The following is a 20593-nucleotide window of genomic DNA, read 5'->3' as shown; positions in this document are numbered from 1 at the left end:
TGACCGGAGTATAGGCCACCCGGGGCCCACGCTCCGGCGCCCGGAAAACCAGGCCGGGCGGTCAGCCGGGCGGCTTCGGCGGGCCGGACGCGGCGCCCTTCGGCTCCGGCTTCGACGCATTGATCGCGCGCTGGAAGACCCAGCTCTTGATCTCGCGGATCTGCTCCACCATGGTCCGCGACAGCGGTACCGTGTTGATCACGTTGCGGATCACGTCGCGCTGGTTGAACACCCGCCCCTCCTGGTAGGCGTCGATCCGCGCCGACTTCACCGCCTGCTCGATCTCGGCCCCGCTCCAGTCCTCGGTGCTGGCCGCCATGTAGTTCAGGTTGAAGTCCTCCAGGTTGCCGCCGTGACGCTCGACGTGGATGCGCAGGATCTCCTTGCGCTCATCCACATTCGGCAGGTCGAGGAAGAACAGCTGGTCAAAGCGCCCCTTGCGCATCAGCTCGGCCGGGAGCTGCTGGATGCGGTTCGCGGTCGCCGCCACGAACACCCGGGGCGACTTCTCCTGCAGCCAGGTGAGAAAGCTGGAGAAGATGTTTACATTGCCGGCACTGCCCGCGGCGTGACTATCGAAACCGAAGGCGTTCTCCAGCTCGTCGACCCACAGCACCATCGGCGCGATCTCCTCGGCGATCCGGGTGGCCCGGGCAAAGGCGTATTCCGGCGTACCGAAACTGCCGGACAGCACCAGGCTCATGTCCAGCCGCACCAGCGGCAAGCCCCAGGCGGTGGCGATGGCCTTGGCGGCCATGCTCTTGCCGCAGCCGCTCACCCCCATGAACAGCACCCCGGCCGGCAGCGGGACGTTGTCGTTCCAGGCCTTCTCGGTGAACAGGTCGGCGCGCGTGCGCACCCATTCCTTGAGGTTCTCCAGACCGCCGATATCCTCCAGCGAGTGCTGTGGCGGATAGAACTCGAGGCAGCTCTCCTTGCGCAGGATCTGGCCCTTCTCCTCCTGGATCTCGGCCAGCATGTCGGCCTCGGGCAGCGGCTTGCCGCGGAACAGCCGCGCACTCAGGTGCCCGACCTCGTTGAGCGACAGGCCGCGCATTCCCGCCGCCACCCGGAACAACTGCTCGCGCGGGACCGCCTCGGCGCCGCGGGTGTGTTCGAGCTGCTCCAGCACCTCGGCCTCGGACGGCAGCTCCACCTCGACCAGGAAGACCTCCTTTTTCAGGATCTCCGGCAGCTTCAGCAACGGGCAGCTGAGGAACACCACGTTGCGTCCCTTCTTCAGCTGGTAGTACAGGTCGCGCACTCCGCGCACCAGCGCCGGGTTGTCATCGAACCACATGGGCAGATCCTTCAGCAGGACCATGCGCGGGGCATCCGTCTCGCCGGCCGCCACCCGCGCCACTGCAGCTACCGGGTCCGTCGTCGGGGCATTCGGGTCGTCGTGCTCGCCAAATCCGTGACTCGCCGACCAGACTTCCAGGTGGCCGTCTTCGCCGTAGAACGAACGTGCGACCGAACGCAGCAGCCGCTCCATGCGATCTTCGTCCCAGCCGAGAAGGTAGAACACCGGATAGTGCGACTTGAGCCCGCGCAGGATCTTGTGTGCCGTCTGATTCTCCAGCTTCTTGCTCAATGCGCGTCTCCTCCCCGGGTACCTGAGCCGAGTGTACCGATCCGCGGCGCCGATGCGACCTGCCACCGAACCTTGGGATTGCGCATCCGCTACTCTGACCGCATCACGCCGGACGCTCCCCGGAGGCCCCGCTCAATGACGCACCCCCGCCCCCGACCCAACGGGTTTTCCCGCGCCAACATCGGGCGCGGCCTGCTGGTGCTGCTGATCGCGCTGGGCATCGGCATCGCGCTGTGGATCGGCGATCCGGTCCGCCTGCTGGCCTGGGGCGATGCCGTCGCGGGCGGCCCCTGGGCGACGGCAGGGCTGGTGCTCCTGATGGCCCTGATGCTGACCTTTGCTCTGCCCGGCACGCTCATCCTCTGGTTGATCGCCCCGTTCCATCCGCCCCTGTTAGCCATCGGTCTGCTCCTCGCAGGTAGCGTCAGTGGTGCCTGGGGTGCGTACCGCGTGTCCGCCCGCCTGGCGCGCCATCCCGATCACGAACGCCGCGAAGACGCCTGGCTGGCCGATTTCCTGCACCGCCACAGTGGCCTCGCCACGCAGATCGCGCTGCGCGTGCTCCCCGGCTTTCCCCATTCGATGGTCAACTACGCCGGCGGCGCGCTGGGCCTTCCACTTGGCCGTTTCCTGCTGGCAGCCGTGCTTGGGCTCGCCGTCAAATGGAGCGTGTACGCCACCGCCATCCACGGGACCACCGACGCCCTCGCGAGCGGCGAGGCCCTGCAACCGCAAACCCTCCTGCCCCTGTTTGCGCTGGCGGTGCTGTTGTTGCTGGGCGCCGCGCTGCGCCACCGGATTCAGCGCCGCCACTCACGGCACATTGAGACCGACGAATGACACAGCGGATGGCGCTGACCCGCCCGCCAAACCGAGAACGGCTTCCCGGAGTCTACCCAGCCAGCCTGTGACCACCCGTCAGGTTGGTTACACTGTTGCGCACCATTCAAGCCCGGCCACCGCGTGACCCACGATACTGCCCCGCAGCAACATTCGGACATCGGCGACGTCAACCAGCGCTTCTACGATGGCTTGTGGGCGGACACGCGTCTGGTGCACCCCGAACGCTTCAACACCTGGGGCCTGGTATCCAGCCTGGCCGAATCGCATACCCGCCGGCTCGAGGTAGGGCCCGGCATGCGCCCGCGCCTGCCGATCGCCGGCACCCACTTTGTCGATATCAGCCCACCGGCCCTGGCAGCACTGGAAAGCGCGGGCGGCATCACCCACACCGCCCCCATCTCCGCCCTGCCCTACGCCGACGAGAGTTTCGACCTGGTGTGCGCGCTGGACATCGTCGAGCACGTGGAAGACGACGAGGCGGCCCTGGCCGAGCTCTCGCGGGTGGCAGCACCCGGGGCCCGGGTACTGCTCTCCACCCCGCTACACCCGGAATACTGGACGCCGTTCGACGACATCGTCGGCCACTACCGGCGTTATGAACCGGCCAAGCTGACGCAACTGCTGGAACGCCACCACCTGCAGATCGAGCAAAGCGCGATCTTCGGCATGAAGCCCAAATCCTCGCGCCTCAATGACCTCGGCATGTGGTTCCTGCAACGTCATCGGCCGGTCGCGATGAAGGTCTACAACCGCTTCCTGATGCCCCTGGGACTGCGCCTGCAAAAGCCCCTCGAATTGACCCCCGGCATGGTCGCCACCGACGGCGTCGAAGAGGTCTTTCTGGTCTGCCGCCGCGCATCCTGAAGCAACACGCCCCCGGCTGCCCCTGACACGACCCGGGTCGGTGGCAACTCAAAGCCCCGCTCCGAACCGGGCCTGCTTGATGGAAACCCTCGTCCGGGCGTACTGTCTATGCAGGCAAGACTCCCGAGAGACCATCCAATGCTCGACCTGCTGCGTTCACGTTCCACCTACAGCGATCAGCGCTTCCAGTTTTCCCTGCTGGTGCTGGCCACCGGCTTCGTGCTGACCCTGCAAAACCCGCAGGCGCAGGAATCCGCTGCGGAACTGTTTTCCAAGGTGGAGTTCCCGAATTTCGCCCAGGTGCAGGACATGCGTCCGCAGCTGCCGCCACCGTGGATGGAAGGCGATCAGCTGGTGAGCGAAGACAGCGAGTCGGTCCCGGTCGTCACCCTGCTTGAGCGCGAAGATGCCCGCTCCGCCGATCCGCGCGAACGCCCGACGCGCGCCGCCGGCGCAGAATAACCCCGGCGGGGGTAATCAGAGCCCCGCCGCGCAGACCCGGTTGCGTCCCTCGCGCTTGGCGCGGTAGAGCTGCCGGTCCGCCTCCCCCAGAAGATCCTCCGGCGCCACGGATCGCTCCCCGTCGACCGCGGATACCCCGAGACTGACCGTCACCGCATCCGTCACGTTATCCGGGTGGCCCAGCTGCAACGATTCGACCTTGCGGCGCACCCGTTCGGCGACCGCCCGCGCACCCTCCAGCGTGGTGTCCGGCAGGATGCAGGCAAACTCCTCGCCGCCATAACGCGCCACCAGATCGGTGGGACGGTGTGCCGCGGCGCGCAATACCTCCGCGACCTGGCGCAGGCAGTCATCCCCACGCTGGTGGCCAAAGCGGTCGTTGTACGGCTTGAAATGGTCTATATCGATCATCAACAGCGCCAGGTTCACCTCGCGCCGCGAACCGCACTCGCGCTCCAGGACGGCATCGAATTCGCGCCGGTTGGCGAGGCCGGTCAGGCCATCTACCCGCGCCTGGCGGGCCAGCTCCGCCTCCACCTCCTTGCGCGCGAAGGTGCCGGCGATGATATCGGCTACCACCTGCAGCGCGCCGATCTGTTCGGGGCTCCACTCGTAGTGCCGAGCCACCGAATCAAGGCCCAAAAGCCCGAAGGCCTTCTGATCGCTGATCAACGGGATGAGCAACAGGGACTCGATATCCTGGCGCCGGAACTCGGCCTGCTCCACCACCGCAGCCTCGGGGAGCGCACCCACATCGGGGACATGCACCGGGTGTCCCTGCCGAATCTGGCGGGTCACCCAGCCATGCGCCTCCATGGGTATCCCTTGCATCTCGTCGAGGAAGGGGGCAATACCGGGCGCGCACCACTCGCTCACCAGGTCCATCGTCTCATGGTCCGGGCGAAAGCAGATCACGTAGGCTCGCCCCATCCGGAAGAACTCGCCCAGACGTTGCAGGGCCTGCACAACGGCTGCGTCCACCGCGTCCGCCGACAGGTCCGCAAACTGCGCGGAGATCGCCGACACCACCTCCTGCAACCGGTACTGGTGCTGTGCCCTGAGTTCCAGTTGCTTGCGCTCGGTGATGTCCTCGCCCATCACGCTGGCCCCAAGCAGCGTGCCCTCGGTATCGAAAAACCGCTGGGCATACCAGGACAGCGTGCGCTGTTCGCCACTACGGGTGCGGATGGTGGACTCCAGGCCCGCGATCTCGCGGCCTTCGTGAATGATGGCCTTCCCCTCGGCGAAGACCGCCGCGCGATAGTCCGGGTCGGGGAAAAGCCATTCCCAGATACTCGCGTGTCCCACCACTTCCTCGCGGCTATAGCCACTGATCCGTTCCGCCGCACGATTCCACAGCGTCACCCGCCCCTCGGGATCCAGGGTATTCACCCAGACCGGGGCGTATTCAATGATCTGTGAATGGAAACACCCGGAGGGGTCTGCCGCCATGATGATCCTCGCAACGGGAAACAATCGGCGCGTGGCGCAACGCCGCCCGGCGAACACGCGCAATCCCGTTCGCCCATCTCAATGAGGTTAGCAACATTCCCCGCCCTTCGCGCCAGAAAAGACGGCCGTTTGTTAGGCTGCCGTTGCATTCCCTGACGAGACGCTGATTCGCATGACCGAATCCTTCAAGGCCCTGCTCCTGGAACCGCAGCCCGACGGCCCGGTGGCCACGATCCGGACACTCACTCTCGACGACCTGCCCGCGGGCGAGGTCCTGCTCCAGGTTCACTATTCGGGGCTCAACTACAAGGACGGCATGATCCTGCAGGGGCGGGGCAACCTGGTGCGGGATTATCCCCACGTGCCGGGCATCGACCTGGCCGGGACCGTGCTCGAATCGGCGGACCCGCGCTACCGCCCGGGCGATCCCGTCGTGCTGACCGGCTACCGTGTCGGCGAGGCCCACTGGGGCGGTTACGCCCAGCGCGCGTGCGTCCGCGGCGACTGGCTGATCGCTCAGCCGCCCGGCTACAGCGCGCGCCAGGCGATGGCCGCGGGCACCGCCGGCTTTACCGCCATGCTGGCGGTGCAGGCCCTGGAAGACCACGGATTGCAACCGAGCACCGGCGAGGTTCTGGTCACCGGTGCCTCCGGCGGCGTGGGCAGCATCGCCGTGCGACTCCTGGCACGCCTGGGCTACACGGTCACCGCCGTGACCGGACGCCCGGAGAACGCCAACTACCTGCACCAACTGGGCGCCAGCACCATCGTGGATCGCGAGGCGCTGGCCGACGCGCCGGCCAAGCCGCTGCTGGGCGAACGCTGGGCCGGCTGTGTGGACACGGTCGGCGGCGACATGCTGGCCCATGTACTCGCCGGGATGGCGTACGGACGTTCGGTGGCCGCCTGTGGCCTGGCCGGCGGCGCGCAGCTCCAGACCAGGGTCCTGCCGTTCCTGCTGCGCGGGATCAACCTGCTGGGGATCGACTCGGTCCTGTGCCCCGCCGAGCGGCGGCGGGGCACCTGGGAGCGCCTGGCCGCTCTGCTCCCCGGGGCCGATCTCGACGCCATCACCAGCGAGATCGGCCTGGAAGACCTGCCGGACTGCGGCGAATCGATCCTGAAGGGCCAGATCCGCGGCCGTACAGTAGTCCGGCTGGATTAACCCCCGTCGAACGCGAACCGACTATGCTGGGCATACCACCCTGGAGGCGCCCGTGACCGAACTCGAAACCCGTCTAAAGCACATCCGTGACCGTCTGGCCGAGCTGGAGGCCATGGCCCGCGAGGACACCACAGAGGCCGCCCACCGGGTCACGGCCGAGTTGACCCGGGAGCTCAATCAGGCAATGGAAGACGCCGCCGACAGGACCGAAGGCACCGACACGCCTGCGGCCAGCGAGCCACGTGCGCCCCGCGACCCGGTCGAAAAATGCCCGCGCTGCACCCTGCGCAGCTTCACCTTCCAGGACGGTACGATCCGGGAACGTGCGAACCAGCCAGGGCATTTCGAGGCGCAATACCACTGCATGAGCTGCGGCCACGAGGCCTGGCGCGAACTGGTCAGCCGCTGATTGATTACCGTCGGCACCCTACGATGCTGACGACCGCGACGAAGCCACCTTTGCCCGGCTAAACCTGGCTCTGGGTCCAGCGCACGATATCCGCCGCCCCCATCGCGCCCGCCTGGCGCGCCACTTCGCGTCCGCCGCGGAACAGCGCCAGGGTCGGGATACTGCGGATCGCAAACCGCCGGCCCAGCTCCGGCTCCGCCTCGGTATTCACCTTCGCCAGCCGCACGGTCGGCTCGAGGTCCGCCGCGGCCTGGCGGAACTGCGGGGCCATCATCTTGCAGGGGCCGCACCACGGCGCCCAGAAGTCCACCAACAGCGGGATATCATTACGCTCGAGGTGGCGGAGGAAGTTCGTGGCGGTCAGTTCCAGCGGATCCTGGCCGAACAACGACCGATGACACTGGCCACACTTCGGGCCGGCACCCAGCCGTGTCGCAGGGATTCGATTCACCGCGTCACAATGCGGACAGACCACGTGCAGGGCTTCACTCACGGCAGCACCTCGTTCCAGGCAGAAGAAGAAAAGGCCAGCCCCCTGATCTTACTCCGCGAACGCGTGCATGGATCCATCAGGCCGCGGGATGCCGGGCGAGAAAGTGTTCGGTGCGTTCCACCGCGCGGCGTTCGTTGCGGTCGTTCCAGGATTGCCCGACCAATTTGCGCATGGTGCCCTCGATGGTCCGCGTCACCAGCAGGTTGCTCAGCATCCGCGCGACATCCGGCAGGTCACGCGGAAACGCCCGCAGTGCCATGGAAAAGCCGATGTCGTCATACAGCACGTAGTGCCAGAACCCCGGCGGGATATAGAGCACGTCCCCGTGGCGCAATTCGGCCAGGTGGCCCCGCACATGCCGCAGGGCCGGATGGCGCTGGTAGTCGGGATCCTCGAAGTCCACCGAGGCCAGCGCACTGAACGAGAAAGGCACGTGATACATGTACGGCGTGTACTCGGGAGCGACCAGCAGTACGCGTTTCGGCCCGCCAAAGTGGCACAACAGGATATCCGGGCGGTCGATGTCGAAGTGCATCTGCACGCGCGCGTCCTTGCCGCCCATGAACAGCACGGGCAGCTTGCGGAACAGGTGCAACCCGATTTCGGGAAACTCGAAGTCGCACGCCAGCGCCGGCCGGGCGGCAACCAGGTTGAAGAAGAACAGGCGCAGGTCGCGCTCGCCCCCCTCCAGAAGGTCCAGGTACTCCGCCATCGGCATGTGCAGGGACGCGGCGTGCTGATGCCCGTTGTCGCGCGCAGGCCGGCTGTCATACAGCGGCACCACGGCATCCCCGGCGACCTCGCGAAAATAGTCGGGTGTCCAGCGCTCCCGTGCCGGCCACTCTCGGGTCAGCTCCTCCAGGATCACCGGTTGCGCGGCCGCCTTGTACTGCCGCAGGAACGTGTCCGGTTCGACAAACCCGACCCGCTCTACCGGCGTAGTCTCGATCATTTCCGCTCCCGTTTCCGCGCTCGGGGAAGCCCGTCAGCCTACCAAGCCCGCCCGCAGCGCGCGGTGCTGCGCTGCTGCAACAGCCAGGCAGACAGCAGATGCGTGAGCCACCACACCCCGGAACATACCGCCATGACCACCGCCAGCCATGCAACAGGGTGCATCCACTCCTGCACCTGCCCACCCGGACCCAGCACCCAGTTCACGTTGTTGTCGGCATCCGCCAGCGCGAAGGTCAGCAACAGGATGGCCCAGCCCAGCCCCACCATGTAACGCCAGGCACGGGGGTCATACCCGAGACGCCAGACCATCCAGATCAGCACGAACGGAAGCGGCAGGTGGTAAAGCGACAGCAGGCGCACGAACAGCGGGATCTCGGGGTTGAACATGTAGTGCACAATCCCCAGCGGGGCCCAGCCCCAGACCGCCATGCTCAGCAGGAAATCCAGCACCCAGCCCAGCTCCAGAAGCACGACGGCCACCAGCATCATGCTCGCGATCCGGCGACTCTCCAGCCAGGCCGCCAGCAGCCCGCCCAGTAACGCCACGTTGGAAAACCAGAGAAAATTGAACCAGCCGTGCACCACGGCATACACCGGAACCAGCACCAGCACGAAGGCGAGATAGCTCCACTTGAAGGCGCGGGGGACCCTCTCGCCACTGCCTGTTGTGACCCGCATGCGCGCCCCTCTTCTTGCCCGTCCGTGCATTCGGGCTCAGGGTAGCAGCATGACACCCACACGCCCCGGAAGCGCATCGCCCCATGAGACGGCTGTCGTTCCTTTTCCTCGCCCTGTTCCTGGCCACCGCCCCGGTCGCACTGGCTGCGGACACCGCTGAACCGCCCACCCCCACCATTGGCCTGGCGCTGGGCTCGGGCGGGGCCGGGGGCCTGGCGCATATCGCCATGCTGCAGGTGTTCGACGACCGGGGGGTCCTGCCCGACCGCATCACCGGCACCAGCATCGGCGCCGTGATCGGCGGCCTGTACGCCGCGGGGCTCGATGCCGACGAGATCTTCGACCTGTTCGACGACTTTTCCGGATCCGAGCTTGATGCCCTGACCGGGCTGGCGCGCTCCGAGATCAAGCTGCTGGACCTGGTCCCCCTGCGACTGGGCCGCAATGCCCTGTTCGATTCGGGCGAGTTCCTGCGTTTCCTCGCCGAGCACACCGAGGCGCGCGACTTCGACGATCTGCGCATCCCCTTCGCCGTGGTCGCCACCGACTTTCGCACCGGCGAGAGCGTGGTGATCGACCAGGGCGACCTGTTCCTGGCGATCGAGGCAAGCATGGCAGTGCCCGGCCTGTTCGAACCGGTCCGGCACGACGACGGCCAGACCCTGATCGACGGCGGGGCCTCCAATCCGCTGCCCTATGATCTGCTGCAGGGCGAATACGACTACGTGATCGCCGTGGACGTGTCCGGCAATGGCTCGCCGAACGCCACCGAGGAGATCGGCATGACCGACCTGCTGTTCAAGAGCTTCAGCATCATGCAGGGCTCCATCATCCGCCACATGACCCGCCTCGACCCGCCGGATCTCTACCTGGTACCGGATACTGGTGGCATCCGTTTGCTGCACTTCAACCGGATCGACGAAATCCTGGAGAAGGCGGAGCCCGCCGCCGGGGAACTCCGCGCCCAGCTCGATACCTGGGGCATCCAGCCCCCGGCCCCCAGCCGGTAATCCGTGCCCAGAATCCCTGTTTCATGCCCTATACTCGCGGCATCCACCGTAACGGACACGGTGCCAAGGGAAGCCTGCAAGAACCGTGACCAGCGATAACCCCGATCCCCGGCCAGACGCAAAAGATCCGCCCCCGGGAACCGGCGACGGACGCCATGAGCTGTGGTTTACCCGACGCGATGATCAGGTGTGCGGGCCCTACCCTCAGCGCTCGATCGGCCGCTTCCTGATCCTGGGCCGGCTGCGCCCGGATGACCAGGTCAGCCTCGACCGCGAGACCTGGTGGCGCATCGACCAGCGCCCTCACCTGATCCCCGAAGAGTTGCAGAACGCCCACACCCCAGAGGGCCGCGAACGCCTGAACCAGGCCCGCCTGCGCGAGGACGAACGCCGGCGGGAACGGCGCGACGACAACCCGCCCGCCGAGATCCGCGAGCGCCGCAAGGGGGACCGCCGTTGTCCCGAATCGCCCGCGACGATCTCCCATCGCCAACAATGGGCCGAGATCCTGGAACGGCCGGCGCCGCCCTGGAGTGAGTGGGTCCGCGGGCCGCGGCCCTGGATCGCGGGTGGCCTTGCAGTCACCCTGGCCATCGGCCTGCTGCTCGCCTTCGGGATTGCCTTCGAGCGTGACTCCGGGCCCGACTGCGAACAGGCCGCCGGGCCCGGGGTCAACTGGAACTACTGTGACAAGGCCGGCGCCGACCTGCGCGGTGCCGACCTGACGGGCGCGTCACTCCACAGCACCCGCCTGGCCGGCGCGCGCCTGCATGGTGCACGGCTGACCGACGCGGATCTGCGTTTCGCGGACCTCGCCCTGGCCGGACTGGAGGGCGCGAATCTGGCTGAAACCAACCTGACCGGCGCGGACCTGATCCAGGCTCGCCTGGTCGACGCCAACCTCGAGAATGCCAATCTCGCCCACGCCAACCTGACCGATGCCGACCTCTCCGGTGCCCGGCTGGACGCTGCTTACCTAAGCCGCAGCATCTGGACCGACGGCCGCATCTGCGCCCGTGACTCAGTCGGGAGCTGCGACTGACCCGCGGGCGCGCCCTCCACGTGCCACGCCCGGATCCGGATCGATTCCCAGCTCCTCCGCCACCTCCGCCCAGTACGGCTCGGCCTCGCAGGAACAGCAGTCGCACCAATCGGTGACACCGTCATGCATGCTGAGCCGGCTGCGCACGGCCTGCGGCATTCGCGTTCCGGATGTTTCGTGCGACGTCGTCGCACCCCCATCTCCGCCCTCTTCCCGATCCTGGTTCATGGCAACACCTCCCGACACGGACTCCTCATTCTGACCATAGACGGTGCCGAATCTCCGTGGGATTGCGGGTACGGGCCTGAGCTCCGCCCCGTGCTACTCTCGATCCGTTCGATCCCGGCCCCTGGTGAATATGATCACCCGACGCGACAAGGTCCTGCTCTCGGTCTCCGCCGCGACCCTGCTCGGCATCCTGCTGCCGCTCGCCGCCCTGGCCTGGTTTCTGTGGCAGGAGTCCGTGGTCGCCGAGGAGAAGCGCCTGGCCGAACTCTCCCAGCGTCTGGGCGAACAGACCGAAGCCGCGCTGGTAGACGCCCGCGAACTGCTGGACAGCCTCAATCAGCTGGACCTGGAACCCTGCTCCCCGGAGCACCTGGAACGCCTTCAGGACGCGGCCATCGCACGGCCTCATGTGCGTGCCATCGGTTACTGGCGCGCGGCCGAACGCCAGTGCGGTGCGGGGTTTGTCCAGGGCGAGGCCCTCACACCACCGCGTGCCAGCCGCATCTACGACACCGGCGTGGTCGCCTGGTGGCCGAGCGCGGACACCGCCGTGGGCGGTGTGGAGCTGTTCCTGATGCGCTTCGGCCAGCATGATGTCGCGATCGACCCACGCCTGTTGATCAGTCCGGGCCTGCTGGACAAGCAACGGGTCGGCCTGTGGGTCGAAGGCCTTCCCATGAGCCGCTATCCCGCTGACGCCGACCTGCCATCACCCGACACCACCCCCATTGGCCTGAGCGTCGACCGCGCCCAGGGGCGCATCATCAGCCGCTTCTCGCTGGACACGATCTTCCCGGTCGACATCATTGCCGCGCAGCCGCTGGCGGCCTTCTGGGATCGCTACCTTTCCACCCTGATCGTGGCGGGCATCTTCGGGCTGCTCTTGGTGACCCTCTGGCTACTCCTGGTCCTGCATTACCTGCGCCGCCACCTGAGCCTGGCCAGCGAGCTGCGCGAGGCCATTGCCAACGAGCGCCTGAGTGTCGAGTACCAGCCCATCGTCGACCTCGCGGACGGCCGTTGCCGGGGTGCCGAGGCCCTGGCCCGCTGGCATCGCGAGGGCGACGAGACCATCCGCCCGGATGTCTTTGTGCCGCTCGCCGAGGACACCGGGCAGGCCACCGATCTGACCCTGGCCATCCTGCGCGCGATCCTCCGCGATCTGGGCGACAACCTGCGGGCGCATCCCGAGCAGGCCATCAACCTCAACATTACCGGCCACGACCTAGCCTCCGACCGCTTCGGGGATGCGCTGCGCAAGGCCCTGCGCGAGGCAGGTGTCGCACCCTCCGCGATCAAGCTGGAGCTGACCGAACGCTCCCTGCTCAACGAAGACGCCATCCGCGCCCGCCTGCGGGAACTGCGCCGGCGCGGCCACCACATCGCCATCGACGACTTTGGCACAGGATATTCGAGCCTTTCCTACCTGGAACGTTTCGAACTCGATACACTAAAAATCGACAAGACCTTTGCCGATGCCATCGCCCACGAAGCGGTGACCAGCAATGTCATCGGCCACATCATCGAGATGGCCCGCTCGCTCAATCTGCAGATCGTCGCCGAGGGCATCGAATCGGCCCACCAGGTGGAATGGTTGCGCGCGCAGGGCGTGGAAGGCGGACAGGGCTACCACTTCAGTCGGCCCTTGTCCGCCGAGGCCTTCCTCGACTGGTGCCGCCAACACTGAGGAGACCATGTTCCAATCTTCGAACACCCGTCGCTCGGGCCGAATCCTGGCGCTCCCCCTGTTACTGTCCGCGATGGCCTCGGGCTGTGCCCTGTTGCCGGTGGAGCAGGATGCACCGGCTCCCACTGGCGACCGCCCCGCCTCCGAACCCGCCGCGCCGGAAACCGATACGGCGCCACCCGAAGGCACCGATAGCCAGCCCGAAACGGATACGGACACGGCCGCAGGTACGGATACGGACACGGCCGCAGGTACGGATACGGATACGGATACCGAGACGGAGACGGAAACCCGCTCGACGGAACCCACCGAACCGTCGCTGGGCCTGCACATCGCCCGCTCGTCCAGCGCCGAAAGCGAACGACGCGTCTTCCTGAGAGAACAGGGTCACGAAACCCTGGACCCCGGCCGCCTGGGCTACTACATGGACGTCCTGGGGGCCCGCCTGCGCCAGGAGTTGTCCGGACAGCCCAGCGCGATCGATCATCAGGATTCGGGTATCCGCGTGACCCTGCCGGAAGGTGCCGACCAGGCCCGCGCCCTGGATACCATCGGCCGGCTGCTCGACGAGTTTGGTGCCAGCCTGGTGACCGTCATCGCGCATGGACACGGCATGGACGCATCCGACACCTCGTCGGAGGGCACGGAGGACGATGCGATGGCGGCGGGCCGCCGCCTGGAGAACGCCGGGGTCGCCCCCGAACGCCTGGTCCTGCGCGTCTTCGGCACCACCACTCCGGCCGGGAACCTCGGCAGCGAGGCATTCTCCCCGCAGATCGAGCTGCTGATCCAGCCCCTCGCCGCCAGCTGATCAATCCAACCACCACGCAATACCGCCTGCGCCCCAAAGAAGGACTTGATTCGCCATGAACGCGACCGCAGCCGACGAGCCGGAGAACACAGGGACGGCACTGGGACCGGGCATCGAATCGCCCACCACGCACCCCGAGATGGAACCGGACAGCACCGTCTATCGCACGCTGCTGGAATCCACCCGCGCCATCCCGTGGAGGATCGACTGGGCGACCATGCGCTTCACCTATATCGGCCCGCAGATCGAGGCGTTGCTGGGCTGGACACCGGAGAGCTGGGTCAGCATCGACAACTGGGTGGAGCGCATGCACCCGGACGACCGCGAATCGGTCGTCAACTTCTGCGTGGCACAGTCGCAGTCCGGGGTCGACCACGAGGCCGACTATCGTGCGCTGACGCGGGACGGGCACTACATCTGGATCCGCGATGTGGTCCACGTGGTGCGCAGGGACGGCGAGGTGGAGGCCCTGGTCGGTTTCATGTTCGACATCAGCGAGCGCAAGCAACAGGAAGAAGAACTGCTGCGCCTGAAGTCCGAACTGGAGGCCCTGTCCTACCGCGACTCGCTTACCGGCATCGCCAACCGTCGGCAGTTCGACCTCGTACTCGAACGCGAGTGGGCCCACGCCCGGCGCGACAAGCGCCCGCTCTCCGCCATCATGCTCGATATCGACCATTTCAAGGAATACAACGACCGCTACGGGCACCCGGCCGGCGACGGCTGCCTGCAGCGGATCGCCACCTGTCTCGCCGGCGTCGTCGGCCGCGAACAGGACCTGCTGGCACGCCTGGGCGGGGAGGAGTTCGTACTGATCCTGCCGGACACCGATATCGACGCGGCCCACGCGCTGGCCGAGCGCTGCCTGCAGCGCATCCGCGAGGAGGCGATCCCGCACGCGAGTTCCCGCGTGGCCCCCACACTGACCGCCAGCGCCGGGGTCGGCTGCCTCACCCCCAACGAGACCCGCCACGCCACGCAGGTGGTCGAGGCCGCGGACCGCGCCCTGTACCAGGCCAAGCGCGGTGGGCGCGACCGGGTCGCCATTGCCGCGGCCGACACCGCCGAACCCAGGCCCTGAACCATCCCCATCGCCGGTGATCTGAACGGATAGCAACCGGACCGCGCCCGCGCAGGGGCCGGAACGCAGTCCATCCGCGGCCGGGCCGAGCGCCAGGGCCGTGATCCACGTCCAGTCCTCGCGCAGCGGTCGCTGGGCCACGTGGAAAACATCCCGGATTCGGACCAGACTCCGGGGAAAGCGGCACCCCGGAGAGAGGGATCGACATGACCAGCCTGCATCAACCCGCGCGGGAACCTGCGCTCTACCGTTTTCTCGGCATCGTGTTGCCGCCGGTGGCGGCGTACCGCTACGGCGCCGCCGCCCACAGCTGCGCCGCGCCGATCGCCATTGCCTGGGCGGCCGCCCTCGTGTCGATCGCCTATGCCCTGCTGACCGGCCTGGCCGACATCTCCGGCTACGGCGGCTTCCCGCTGGCAATCGGTCTGTTCCTGTGGGTGTTTGCGACGGTATGGACCTTCCTCGTCGTGCGAAACGTGCAGGCGGATCCCTCCCTTACCGACCCCCGGACACACGAACAACGCGTCCGCCAGCGCGAGGACGCCCACGACCCGCTGGATGAACTCGATTCCGGCGAACGCCCGCGCTGACATCTCCGCCCGTACCCGCGCCCCACTGAACCGCGCCGCGTTGACGCCGCTTGACCGCCCCTGAAATCTGCCTCTTGAATACGGTTTGCGCCTTCAGAACTCCCCTGACAAACTCGGGACAACACGTTCGGATGGAAGGAGCCAGCAGGACGCGTCCGACAGGGGAAATGCATGAGCGATTCGTCCGGGGTGATGGTCCAGTACGAGGACCTGGTGGAAAACCACCCCTTCATCATCATCTGTTATCGACCCGACACCACCATCTTCTATGCCAACCGGGCGGCCCACGAATACTTCGCGGCGCCCGCCGGCAGCCTGCTCGGGCACCGCTGGATCCATGACCTCCCCAAAGAGCGGCAGCCCGAGAACCGCGCCGACCTGCTGCGCTATACCCCCGACGCGCCCGTGCGCACCATCGAGAACCCGGTGCGCCGCGGCGACGGGACCGACCGCTGGATCCGCTGGACCAGCCGCGCCTTTTTCAACGAGGCCGGCGAGATCACCCATTTTCAGACCCTCGGAATCGACGTCACGGACCGCAAGCAGGGCGAACTCCTGCGCGAGAACCTGCTGGGGAGCCTGGCTGAGGGCGTCTTCGGCATCGACGCCGATGGCAACTACACCTTCCTCAACCCCGCGGCCTGCGAACTGCTCGGGTTCGCCAGCGAAGACGAGGCCCTGAGCCACAATTCGCACGAACTGTCGCACCACAGCCGGCCCGACGGCCAGGCCTTCCCCGCCACGGAATGCCCGGTCTACCGGGTCTTGCGCACCGGCGAGCCATTGCAGGCCTGCGAGGAGTATTTCTGGAGCCGCGCGGGGCACGGGTTCCCGGTACTGATCAACGCCGCCCCGCTGTTCGATGCCCGCAACCGTGTTACCGGCGCCGTGGTCTCGTTCCAGGACATCACCGAGCGGCGCGCGGCGCGCGAGGCGCTGGAACGGCGCGAGGCGGAACTGCAGGAGGCGCAGCAGATCGCCCATCTGGGCAACTGGATCTCGGACTTCGACGCCGGGGGCATCCGCTGGTCCAGCGAGGTGTTCCGCATCTTCGGCCTCGAATACGACCAATGGGGTGCGACCCACGAGGCGTTCATGCAGGCCGTGCACCCGGACGACCGCGAGCGCGTGCAGCGCGCGGTCGACGACGCCCTCACCCCCGGAGGACCGGAATACGACATCGAGCACCGCATCGTCCGCCCCGATGGCTCCGTCCGCATCGTCTACCAGCGCGGGAGCGTGGACTTCGATGCCCAGGGCCGGCCCCAACGCATGGCCGGCGTGGTGCACGACATCACCGAACGGCGCGAGGCGGAGCGCCACCTCCATTTCATCACCTACCACGACGCCCTCACCGGCCTGCCCAACCGCACCCGCTTTGCCGAACGCGCCGACCAGGCCGTCGCCGATGCCGAGCGCCTGGGGCGTCCGCTGGTGCTGGCCCACATTGGCCTGGATCGCTTCAAGAGCGTCAACGAAGGCATGGGCCAGGCCACCGGCGACGAGGTCCTGCAACATGTGGCCCGGCGCCTGGAAAACCGTCTGCCGGTCGGTGGCGTGCTGGCACGCCTGGGCGGCGACGAGTTCGGCGCCCTGCTCCCGGTGGAGTCTCCCGGCTCGGTCGCCGGCGCCGTCACCCGCCTGCTGGAGCCACTGCGCCAGATCATCAAGGCTGGCGAGCACGAGCTCTATGTGCCCGGTTCCGTCGGGGTCGCCGTGTATCCCCACGACACCCAGGATGCGTCCGACCTGATGCGCCGCGCCGAATCCGCGATGCACCAGGCCAAGCGCACCGAGGGCAATGCCATCCAGTTCTGTTCCGGCGAGCTCAACAACGACGTGCGGACACGCGTCTCGCTGGAGGGCCAACTGCGGCGCGCGGTCGATCACCAGGAAGGGTTCTTTCTCCACTACCAGCCGCGGGTGGCGGCCGGCGATGGCCGGATCGTCGGCGTCGAGGCCCTGCTGCGCTGGGAGGATGGCGCCGGCACCGTGCATTCGCCGGGCGCCTTCATCCCGATCCTCGAAGAGACCGGGCTGATCGTCGAACTGGGCCAGTGGATACTGACCGAGGCCTGCCGTCAGTGTCGGGACTGGCATCAGGCCGGGCTGCCACCGGTCCGCGTGTCCGTCAATCTGGCCGCTCCCCAGTTTCGGGATCGCCAGATGGCGCACAGCATCGACCGGGTATTGGAACACACCCAGCTGAGTGCGGACGCCCTGGAGCTGGAGGTCACCGAGAGCATGCTGATGGCCGATACCGACCAGGTCATCCGCACCTTGGGGCAGTTTCGCGAGCGCGGGGTGCGCGTGGCCCTGGACGACTTCGGCACCGGGTATTCATCGCTGGCCTATCTGCGCCGTTTTCCGCTGGATGTGCTGAAGATCGATCGCTGCTTCACCGCGGACCTGGAGACCGAGTCGAGCGCGGGCGCCATCGTGCGCACCATCCTCAGCCTCGCGGATAACCTGGGCCTCGAATCCGTCGCCGAGGGCGTGGAAACCGAGGCGCAGCAAGCCTTCCTGCAGGAGGCCGGTTGCCAGACCCTGCAGGGCTTCCTGTTTGCCCGCCCGCAGCCAGCCGCCGACTGCCAACGGATGCTCGCCGAGCCCGCTTCGTCCGCCGCAGCGCACCCGGGCCGCAGCGCCTGAGCGGTTCCCCGCGCCATGTTCGCGCGCCCAAGCGACGACGCAGCGAGCATGCACATCGATCCGTGTTTCCCTACGATGGACCATCACCAACCGGAGACCACCGCGTGCGCCTAGCAATCGTACTGGCAGGAATCATGCTGATCGCCGGCTGCAGCGCGCTGCCGCGGGGCGATGATGCCCCGCGCGAGGTGGCCTACATCTGCGCCTACGGCCCCGAACTCACCGCCACCTTCGAGGGCGAGCAGGCCGTGCTGGCTTTCAACGGGGCCCGCGCCCGACTACAAGCCACCGAGACGGCCTACGGCGGGCGCTACGCCAATCCCACCGACGACATCGTGTTCTGGACCCGCGACGACGCCGCCATGCTCGAGATGCTGGGCGTGTTCTGGAGCTGTCGCGCCCTGCCCGACCGCGGATGACCGACGCAGCGACCCGTTTCGTCCTGCAGGCCACCTGTGCCCGCACGGCGGTGCGCGGCCCGGTCATCCAGACCCTCTGGAGCGGCTACGGCGAGATCGTGCGCTACCTTCTTGAAGGCGGCGACTCCCCCACAGTCATCCTCAAGCACATCGTGTTCCCCGACGAGCTGGACCATCCGCGCGGCTGGAGCAACAACCGCTCGCATCAGCGCAAGGTCCGCTCCTATCAGGTGGAAATGGCCTGGTACCGCGACTGGGCCAACCAATGCGACGCCACCAGCCGTGTGCCCCGCTGTCTGGATACCGCGACCATCGGCGACGAGCACCTGATCGTGCTGGAGGACCTCGACGCTGCCGGTTTCCCGCAGCGCAGGGACCACCTGACCCGCGCCGAGGCGCGGCTCTGCCTGCGCTGGCTCGCCCGCTTCCACGCGCGTTTCATGGGGCGGGAGCCCACCGGCCTGTGGCCCGAGGGCAGCTACTGGCATCTGGCCACCCGCCCGGACGAGTGGGCCGCCATCGAGGACCCGGCGATTCGCGAGACGGCAGCGGCCCTCGACGACGCCCTGACCGGCGCCCGCTACCGCAGCTTGGTCCACGGCGATGCCAAGGTCGCCAACTTCTGCTTTGCGCCAGAGGGCGACGCCGTTGCCGCCGTGGATTTCCAGTATGTCGGAGGCGGCTGCGGCATGCGCGATGTGGCCTATTTCCTCGGGAGCTGCCTGGACGAACGGGAACAGGAAAACTGGGAGGCCGACCTGCTGGATGCCTATTTCGAGGCATTGCGCGAGGCCCTGAACGAACGGGGCAAGGGCACGGAAGCCGGCGCCATCGAGCACGAGTGGCGTGCGCTGTTCCCTATTGCCCAGGCCGACTTCTACCGCTTCCTGGTCGGCTGGATGCCGGATCACTGGAAGATCCACGACTACAGCCGCCGCACGGCACTGGCCATGGTCCGGCGCCTTCAGGAAGGTGGCTGGTCCGACATCCCGTCGGGGGCGGATTCGAGCGCTTCCGCGACCTCCAGCCAGTAGGGCCCGGCCGCACAGCGACCCACAAGCAATCGGCGACCGCCGGCGCAGCCGGAACCGCGGGGGCATTCGGAGTCGGCAGATCGGCCCTGGGTCGGCTCACGTCGTTCATGGCGGGCCGATGACGGCACACCCGAACACATCCCTTACGGTGCGGCAGTGTCCGCCGCAGGGGGCGCCGCAGCCCCCGAGAAACCGGGCCCACGGACATCCGCAGGCGCCCAGTCGCGTCCGCTGTCCCGACCGGTCACCCACCACTCGTGCACGAACAGCCGCAGCGGCCCGCGCACCCGTTCCTCGAAGCGCGTAGGCAGGGTGTACCCCTCGATCTCCGCGTACTCCAGGAAGGTCGTATCCACGTGGGCACCCTGGGTGGGGCCAAAGCCGTTCAGGGTGACATGCACGCGATAAAGCAGGTCGGTTTCGGGGTGGATCCACATCACCACCCGGTCTTCGTCCGCCTCGCCGAACCCGGGCTCAATGGTGGCCAGTACCCGACGGTAGTTCACACCGCCCTCGCGCTGGTCCGCCAGCCGCTCCATGTCGGTCGCCCGGTGTTTGACGAAGCTCGGACCGTAGTGGAACAGCTCGCCGGCGTCCGTGGTCATCGCGCTGGCGCGAATCCGGTCGCGGTCCGAACTGCGCTCGCCATCGTAGTACAAGCGGAATTCGTCACCGTGGCGGAAGACGCTCTTGGTGCCCTCGGGACCGGTGTAGTGGACCGCATACAGATCATCGGCGGGGCGATAACGCTCTTCGCCCTGGCCGCGGTAGTCGCCGTCCGCCACCAGCGGCTGCAAACGCTGGATCACGCGCCCCCACTCGCCATCGGTCGCCTGATTCAGATCACCCGGGTATTCGCGCAGGTCCCCGCCGTGGGCCGCAAGCGTTCGCTGAAACAGGGCCTGCGCACTCAGTCCGTCGTCGAATTCCGGATCCGGACCGGGCTGCGGGAAGGTGCCCCCACACCCGGCCAGCAGGACCGCGACTCCCAGCCAGAGGGCGGCGGCTGGCACCCTGATTCTTGCCCAATCAACCATGCATCGCTCCTAACAGGAAATATCTGTACCTTTCTTGTACATGACCTGTACATTGTTTGCAACGGCCTCTACCGCACCCGGTCACAAG

General features: G+C 67.3%; 21 protein-coding genes. 14 read left to right on the top strand and 7 right to left on the bottom strand.

The window, feature by feature from the left end; translation table 11 throughout:
• Positions 1–61: 61 nt before the first annotated feature.
• Complete coding sequence (locus tag D579_RS0100820) at positions 62–1594, bottom strand: AAA family ATPase (RefSeq protein WP_018950797.1); 1533 nt, start codon at positions 1592–1594, stop codon at positions 62–64.
• A 135-nt stretch (positions 1595–1729) separates the two neighbouring features.
• Between D579_RS0100820 and D579_RS0100815 the strand changes: the two genes are divergently transcribed.
• The 3 genes from D579_RS0100815 (at position 1730) to D579_RS0100805 (ending at position 3763) form a co-directional block, all read left to right on the top strand.
• Positions 1730–2434 carry a TVP38/TMEM64 family protein gene (locus tag D579_RS0100815; RefSeq protein WP_018950796.1) on the top strand — a complete coding sequence of 235 codons (705 nt, stop codon included), beginning with the start codon at positions 1730–1732 and terminating at the stop codon, positions 2432–2434.
• Positions 2435–2557: 123 nt separating this feature from the next.
• The gene (locus D579_RS0100810; RefSeq protein WP_018950795.1) at positions 2558–3301 is read left to right on the top strand and encodes a class I SAM-dependent methyltransferase; all 744 of its coding nucleotides are present in this window, start codon (positions 2558–2560) and stop codon (positions 3299–3301) included.
• Positions 3302–3439: 138 nt separating this feature from the next.
• Positions 3440–3763, top strand: coding sequence for a hypothetical protein (locus tag D579_RS0100805; RefSeq protein WP_018170090.1), 324 nt, complete (start codon positions 3440–3442; stop codon positions 3761–3763).
• Positions 3764–3778: 15 nt separating this feature from the next.
• On the opposite strand, the gene D579_RS0100800 is transcribed toward D579_RS0100805, so the two are convergent.
• Complete coding sequence (locus D579_RS0100800) at positions 3779–5215, bottom strand: diguanylate cyclase (RefSeq protein ID WP_018950794.1); 1437 nt, start codon at positions 5213–5215, stop codon at positions 3779–3781.
• A gap of 172 nt (positions 5216–5387) precedes the next feature.
• On the opposite strand from D579_RS0100800, the gene D579_RS0100795 reads away from it, so the two are divergent.
• Together D579_RS0100795 and D579_RS0100790 are read left to right on the top strand one after the other, a co-directional pair.
• A complete protein-coding gene (locus tag D579_RS0100795) occupies positions 5388–6380 on the top strand; it encodes an MDR family oxidoreductase (RefSeq protein ID WP_018950793.1) in 993 nt (330 codons plus the stop codon).
• Positions 6381–6432: 52 nt separating this feature from the next.
• Entirely contained in the window at positions 6433–6789 is a 357-nt protein-coding gene (locus D579_RS0100790) for a hypothetical protein (protein WP_018950792.1), read from the top strand.
• Between the two features lie 58 nt (positions 6790–6847).
• On the opposite strand, the gene trxC is transcribed toward D579_RS0100790, so the two are convergent.
• The 3 genes from trxC to D579_RS0100775 form a co-directional block, all read right to left on the bottom strand.
• On the bottom strand, positions 6848–7282 hold the full coding sequence (gene trxC, locus D579_RS0100785) for a thioredoxin TrxC (RefSeq protein ID WP_026182010.1): 435 nt from the start codon (positions 7280–7282) through the stop codon (positions 6848–6850).
• Between the two features lie 76 nt (positions 7283–7358).
• Entirely contained in the window at positions 7359–8234 is an 876-nt protein-coding gene (locus tag D579_RS0100780) for a cupin-like domain-containing protein (protein WP_018950791.1), read from the bottom strand.
• Positions 8235–8272: 38 nt separating this feature from the next.
• Positions 8273–8848: a hypothetical protein gene (locus D579_RS0100775; protein WP_026289401.1), complete on the bottom strand. Its 576-nt coding sequence runs from the start codon at positions 8846–8848 to the stop codon at positions 8273–8275.
• A 149-nt stretch (positions 8849–8997) separates the two neighbouring features.
• Between D579_RS0100775 and D579_RS0100770 the strand changes: the two genes are divergently transcribed.
• Together D579_RS0100770 and D579_RS0100765 are read left to right on the top strand one after the other, a co-directional pair.
• Entirely contained in the window at positions 8998–9924 is a 927-nt protein-coding gene (locus tag D579_RS0100770) for a patatin-like phospholipase family protein (protein WP_018950789.1), read from the top strand.
• Positions 9925–10009: 85 nt separating this feature from the next.
• A complete protein-coding gene (locus tag D579_RS0100765; RefSeq protein ID WP_026289400.1) occupies positions 10010–10966 on the top strand; it encodes a pentapeptide repeat-containing protein in 957 nt (318 codons plus the stop codon).
• On the opposite strand, the gene D579_RS0100760 is transcribed toward D579_RS0100765, so the two are convergent.
• Positions 10946–11125: a hypothetical protein gene (locus tag D579_RS0100760; protein ID WP_018950787.1), complete on the bottom strand. Its 180-nt coding sequence runs from the start codon at positions 11123–11125 to the stop codon at positions 10946–10948. The genes D579_RS0100765 and D579_RS0100760 overlap by 21 nt on opposite strands.
• Before the next feature lie 199 nt (positions 11126–11324).
• On the opposite strand from D579_RS0100760, the gene D579_RS0100755 reads away from it, so the two are divergent.
• The 7 genes from D579_RS0100755 (at position 11325) to D579_RS0100725 (ending at position 19468) form a co-directional block, all read left to right on the top strand.
• Positions 11325–12881, top strand: a complete 1557-nt coding sequence (locus D579_RS0100755) for an EAL domain-containing protein (protein WP_018950786.1) — start codon at positions 11325–11327, stop codon at positions 12879–12881.
• 7 nt (positions 12882–12888) lie between these two features.
• Entirely contained in the window at positions 12889–13692 is an 804-nt protein-coding gene (locus D579_RS0100750; protein ID WP_018950785.1) for a hypothetical protein, read from the top strand.
• Between the two features lie 55 nt (positions 13693–13747).
• Complete coding sequence (locus D579_RS0100745) at positions 13748–14773, top strand: sensor domain-containing diguanylate cyclase (protein WP_018175728.1); 1026 nt, start codon at positions 13748–13750, stop codon at positions 14771–14773.
• 206 nt (positions 14774–14979) lie between these two features.
• Positions 14980–15363 carry a hypothetical protein gene (locus D579_RS0100740; protein WP_018950784.1) on the top strand — a complete coding sequence of 128 codons (384 nt, stop codon included), beginning with the start codon at positions 14980–14982 and terminating at the stop codon, positions 15361–15363.
• A 171-nt stretch (positions 15364–15534) separates the two neighbouring features.
• The gene (locus tag D579_RS0100735) at positions 15535–18015 is read left to right on the top strand and encodes an EAL domain-containing protein (RefSeq protein WP_018950783.1); all 2481 of its coding nucleotides are present in this window, start codon (positions 15535–15537) and stop codon (positions 18013–18015) included.
• Positions 18016–18149: 134 nt separating this feature from the next.
• Positions 18150–18434, top strand: coding sequence for an MliC family protein (locus D579_RS0100730; RefSeq protein WP_018144242.1), 285 nt, complete (start codon positions 18150–18152; stop codon positions 18432–18434).
• Complete coding sequence (locus D579_RS0100725) at positions 18431–19468, top strand: phosphotransferase (protein WP_018950782.1); 1038 nt, start codon at positions 18431–18433, stop codon at positions 19466–19468. The genes D579_RS0100730 and D579_RS0100725 overlap by 4 nt, the downstream gene beginning before the upstream one ends.
• Before the next feature lie 143 nt (positions 19469–19611).
• On the opposite strand, the gene D579_RS0100720 is transcribed toward D579_RS0100725, so the two are convergent.
• On the bottom strand, positions 19612–20505 hold the full coding sequence (locus D579_RS0100720; protein ID WP_051074757.1) for a hypothetical protein: 894 nt from the start codon (positions 20503–20505) through the stop codon (positions 19612–19614).
• Positions 20506–20593: the final 88 nt, after the last annotated feature.

Origin of the sequence: Thioalkalivibrio sp. AKL12 (genome assembly GCF_000377925.1) — a bacterium.
GTDB lineage: Bacteria > Pseudomonadota > Gammaproteobacteria > Ectothiorhodospirales > Ectothiorhodospiraceae > Thioalkalivibrio > Thioalkalivibrio versutus.
Note: the sequence above shows the minus strand (reverse complement) of the source record. Positions and strands in the feature narration are given on the sequence as shown.

Bases quoted from the DNA above. Each gene is read 5' to 3' on its own strand.
- D579_RS0100760 (WP_018950787.1), bottom strand. From the start codon at position 11,125: ATGCCGCAGGCCGTGCGCAGCCGGCTCAGCATGCATGACGGTGTCACC.
- D579_RS0100755 (WP_018950786.1), top strand. From the start codon at position 11,325: ATGATCACCCGACGCGACAAGGTCCTGCTCTCGGTCTCCGCCGCGACC.
- D579_RS0100735 (WP_018950783.1), top strand. From the start codon at position 15,535: ATGAGCGATTCGTCCGGGGTGATGGTCCAGTACGAGGACCTGGTGGAA.
- D579_RS0100770 (WP_018950789.1), top strand. From the start codon at position 8,998: ATGAGACGGCTGTCGTTCCTTTTCCTCGCCCTGTTCCTGGCCACCGCC.
- D579_RS0100730 (WP_018144242.1), top strand. From the start codon at position 18,150: ATGCTGATCGCCGGCTGCAGCGCGCTGCCGCGGGGCGATGATGCCCCG.
- D579_RS0100780 (WP_018950791.1), bottom strand. From the start codon at position 8,234: ATGATCGAGACTACGCCGGTAGAGCGGGTCGGGTTTGTCGAACCGGAC.
- D579_RS0100720 (WP_051074757.1), bottom strand. From the start codon at position 20,505: ATGGTTGATTGGGCAAGAATCAGGGTGCCAGCCGCCGCCCTCTGGCTG.
- D579_RS0100740 (WP_018950784.1), top strand. From the start codon at position 14,980: ATGACCAGCCTGCATCAACCCGCGCGGGAACCTGCGCTCTACCGTTTT.
- D579_RS0100750 (WP_018950785.1), top strand. From the start codon at position 12,889: ATGTTCCAATCTTCGAACACCCGTCGCTCGGGCCGAATCCTGGCGCTC.
- D579_RS0100800 (WP_018950794.1), bottom strand. From the start codon at position 5,215: ATGGCGGCAGACCCCTCCGGGTGTTTCCATTCACAGATCATTGAATAC.
- D579_RS0100815 (WP_018950796.1), top strand. From the start codon at position 1,730: ATGACGCACCCCCGCCCCCGACCCAACGGGTTTTCCCGCGCCAACATC.
- D579_RS0100805 (WP_018170090.1), top strand. From the start codon at position 3,440: ATGCTCGACCTGCTGCGTTCACGTTCCACCTACAGCGATCAGCGCTTC.
- D579_RS0100745 (WP_018175728.1), top strand. From the start codon at position 13,748: ATGAACGCGACCGCAGCCGACGAGCCGGAGAACACAGGGACGGCACTG.
- D579_RS0100725 (WP_018950782.1), top strand. From the start codon at position 18,431: ATGACCGACGCAGCGACCCGTTTCGTCCTGCAGGCCACCTGTGCCCGC.
- D579_RS0100795 (WP_018950793.1), top strand. From the start codon at position 5,388: ATGACCGAATCCTTCAAGGCCCTGCTCCTGGAACCGCAGCCCGACGGC.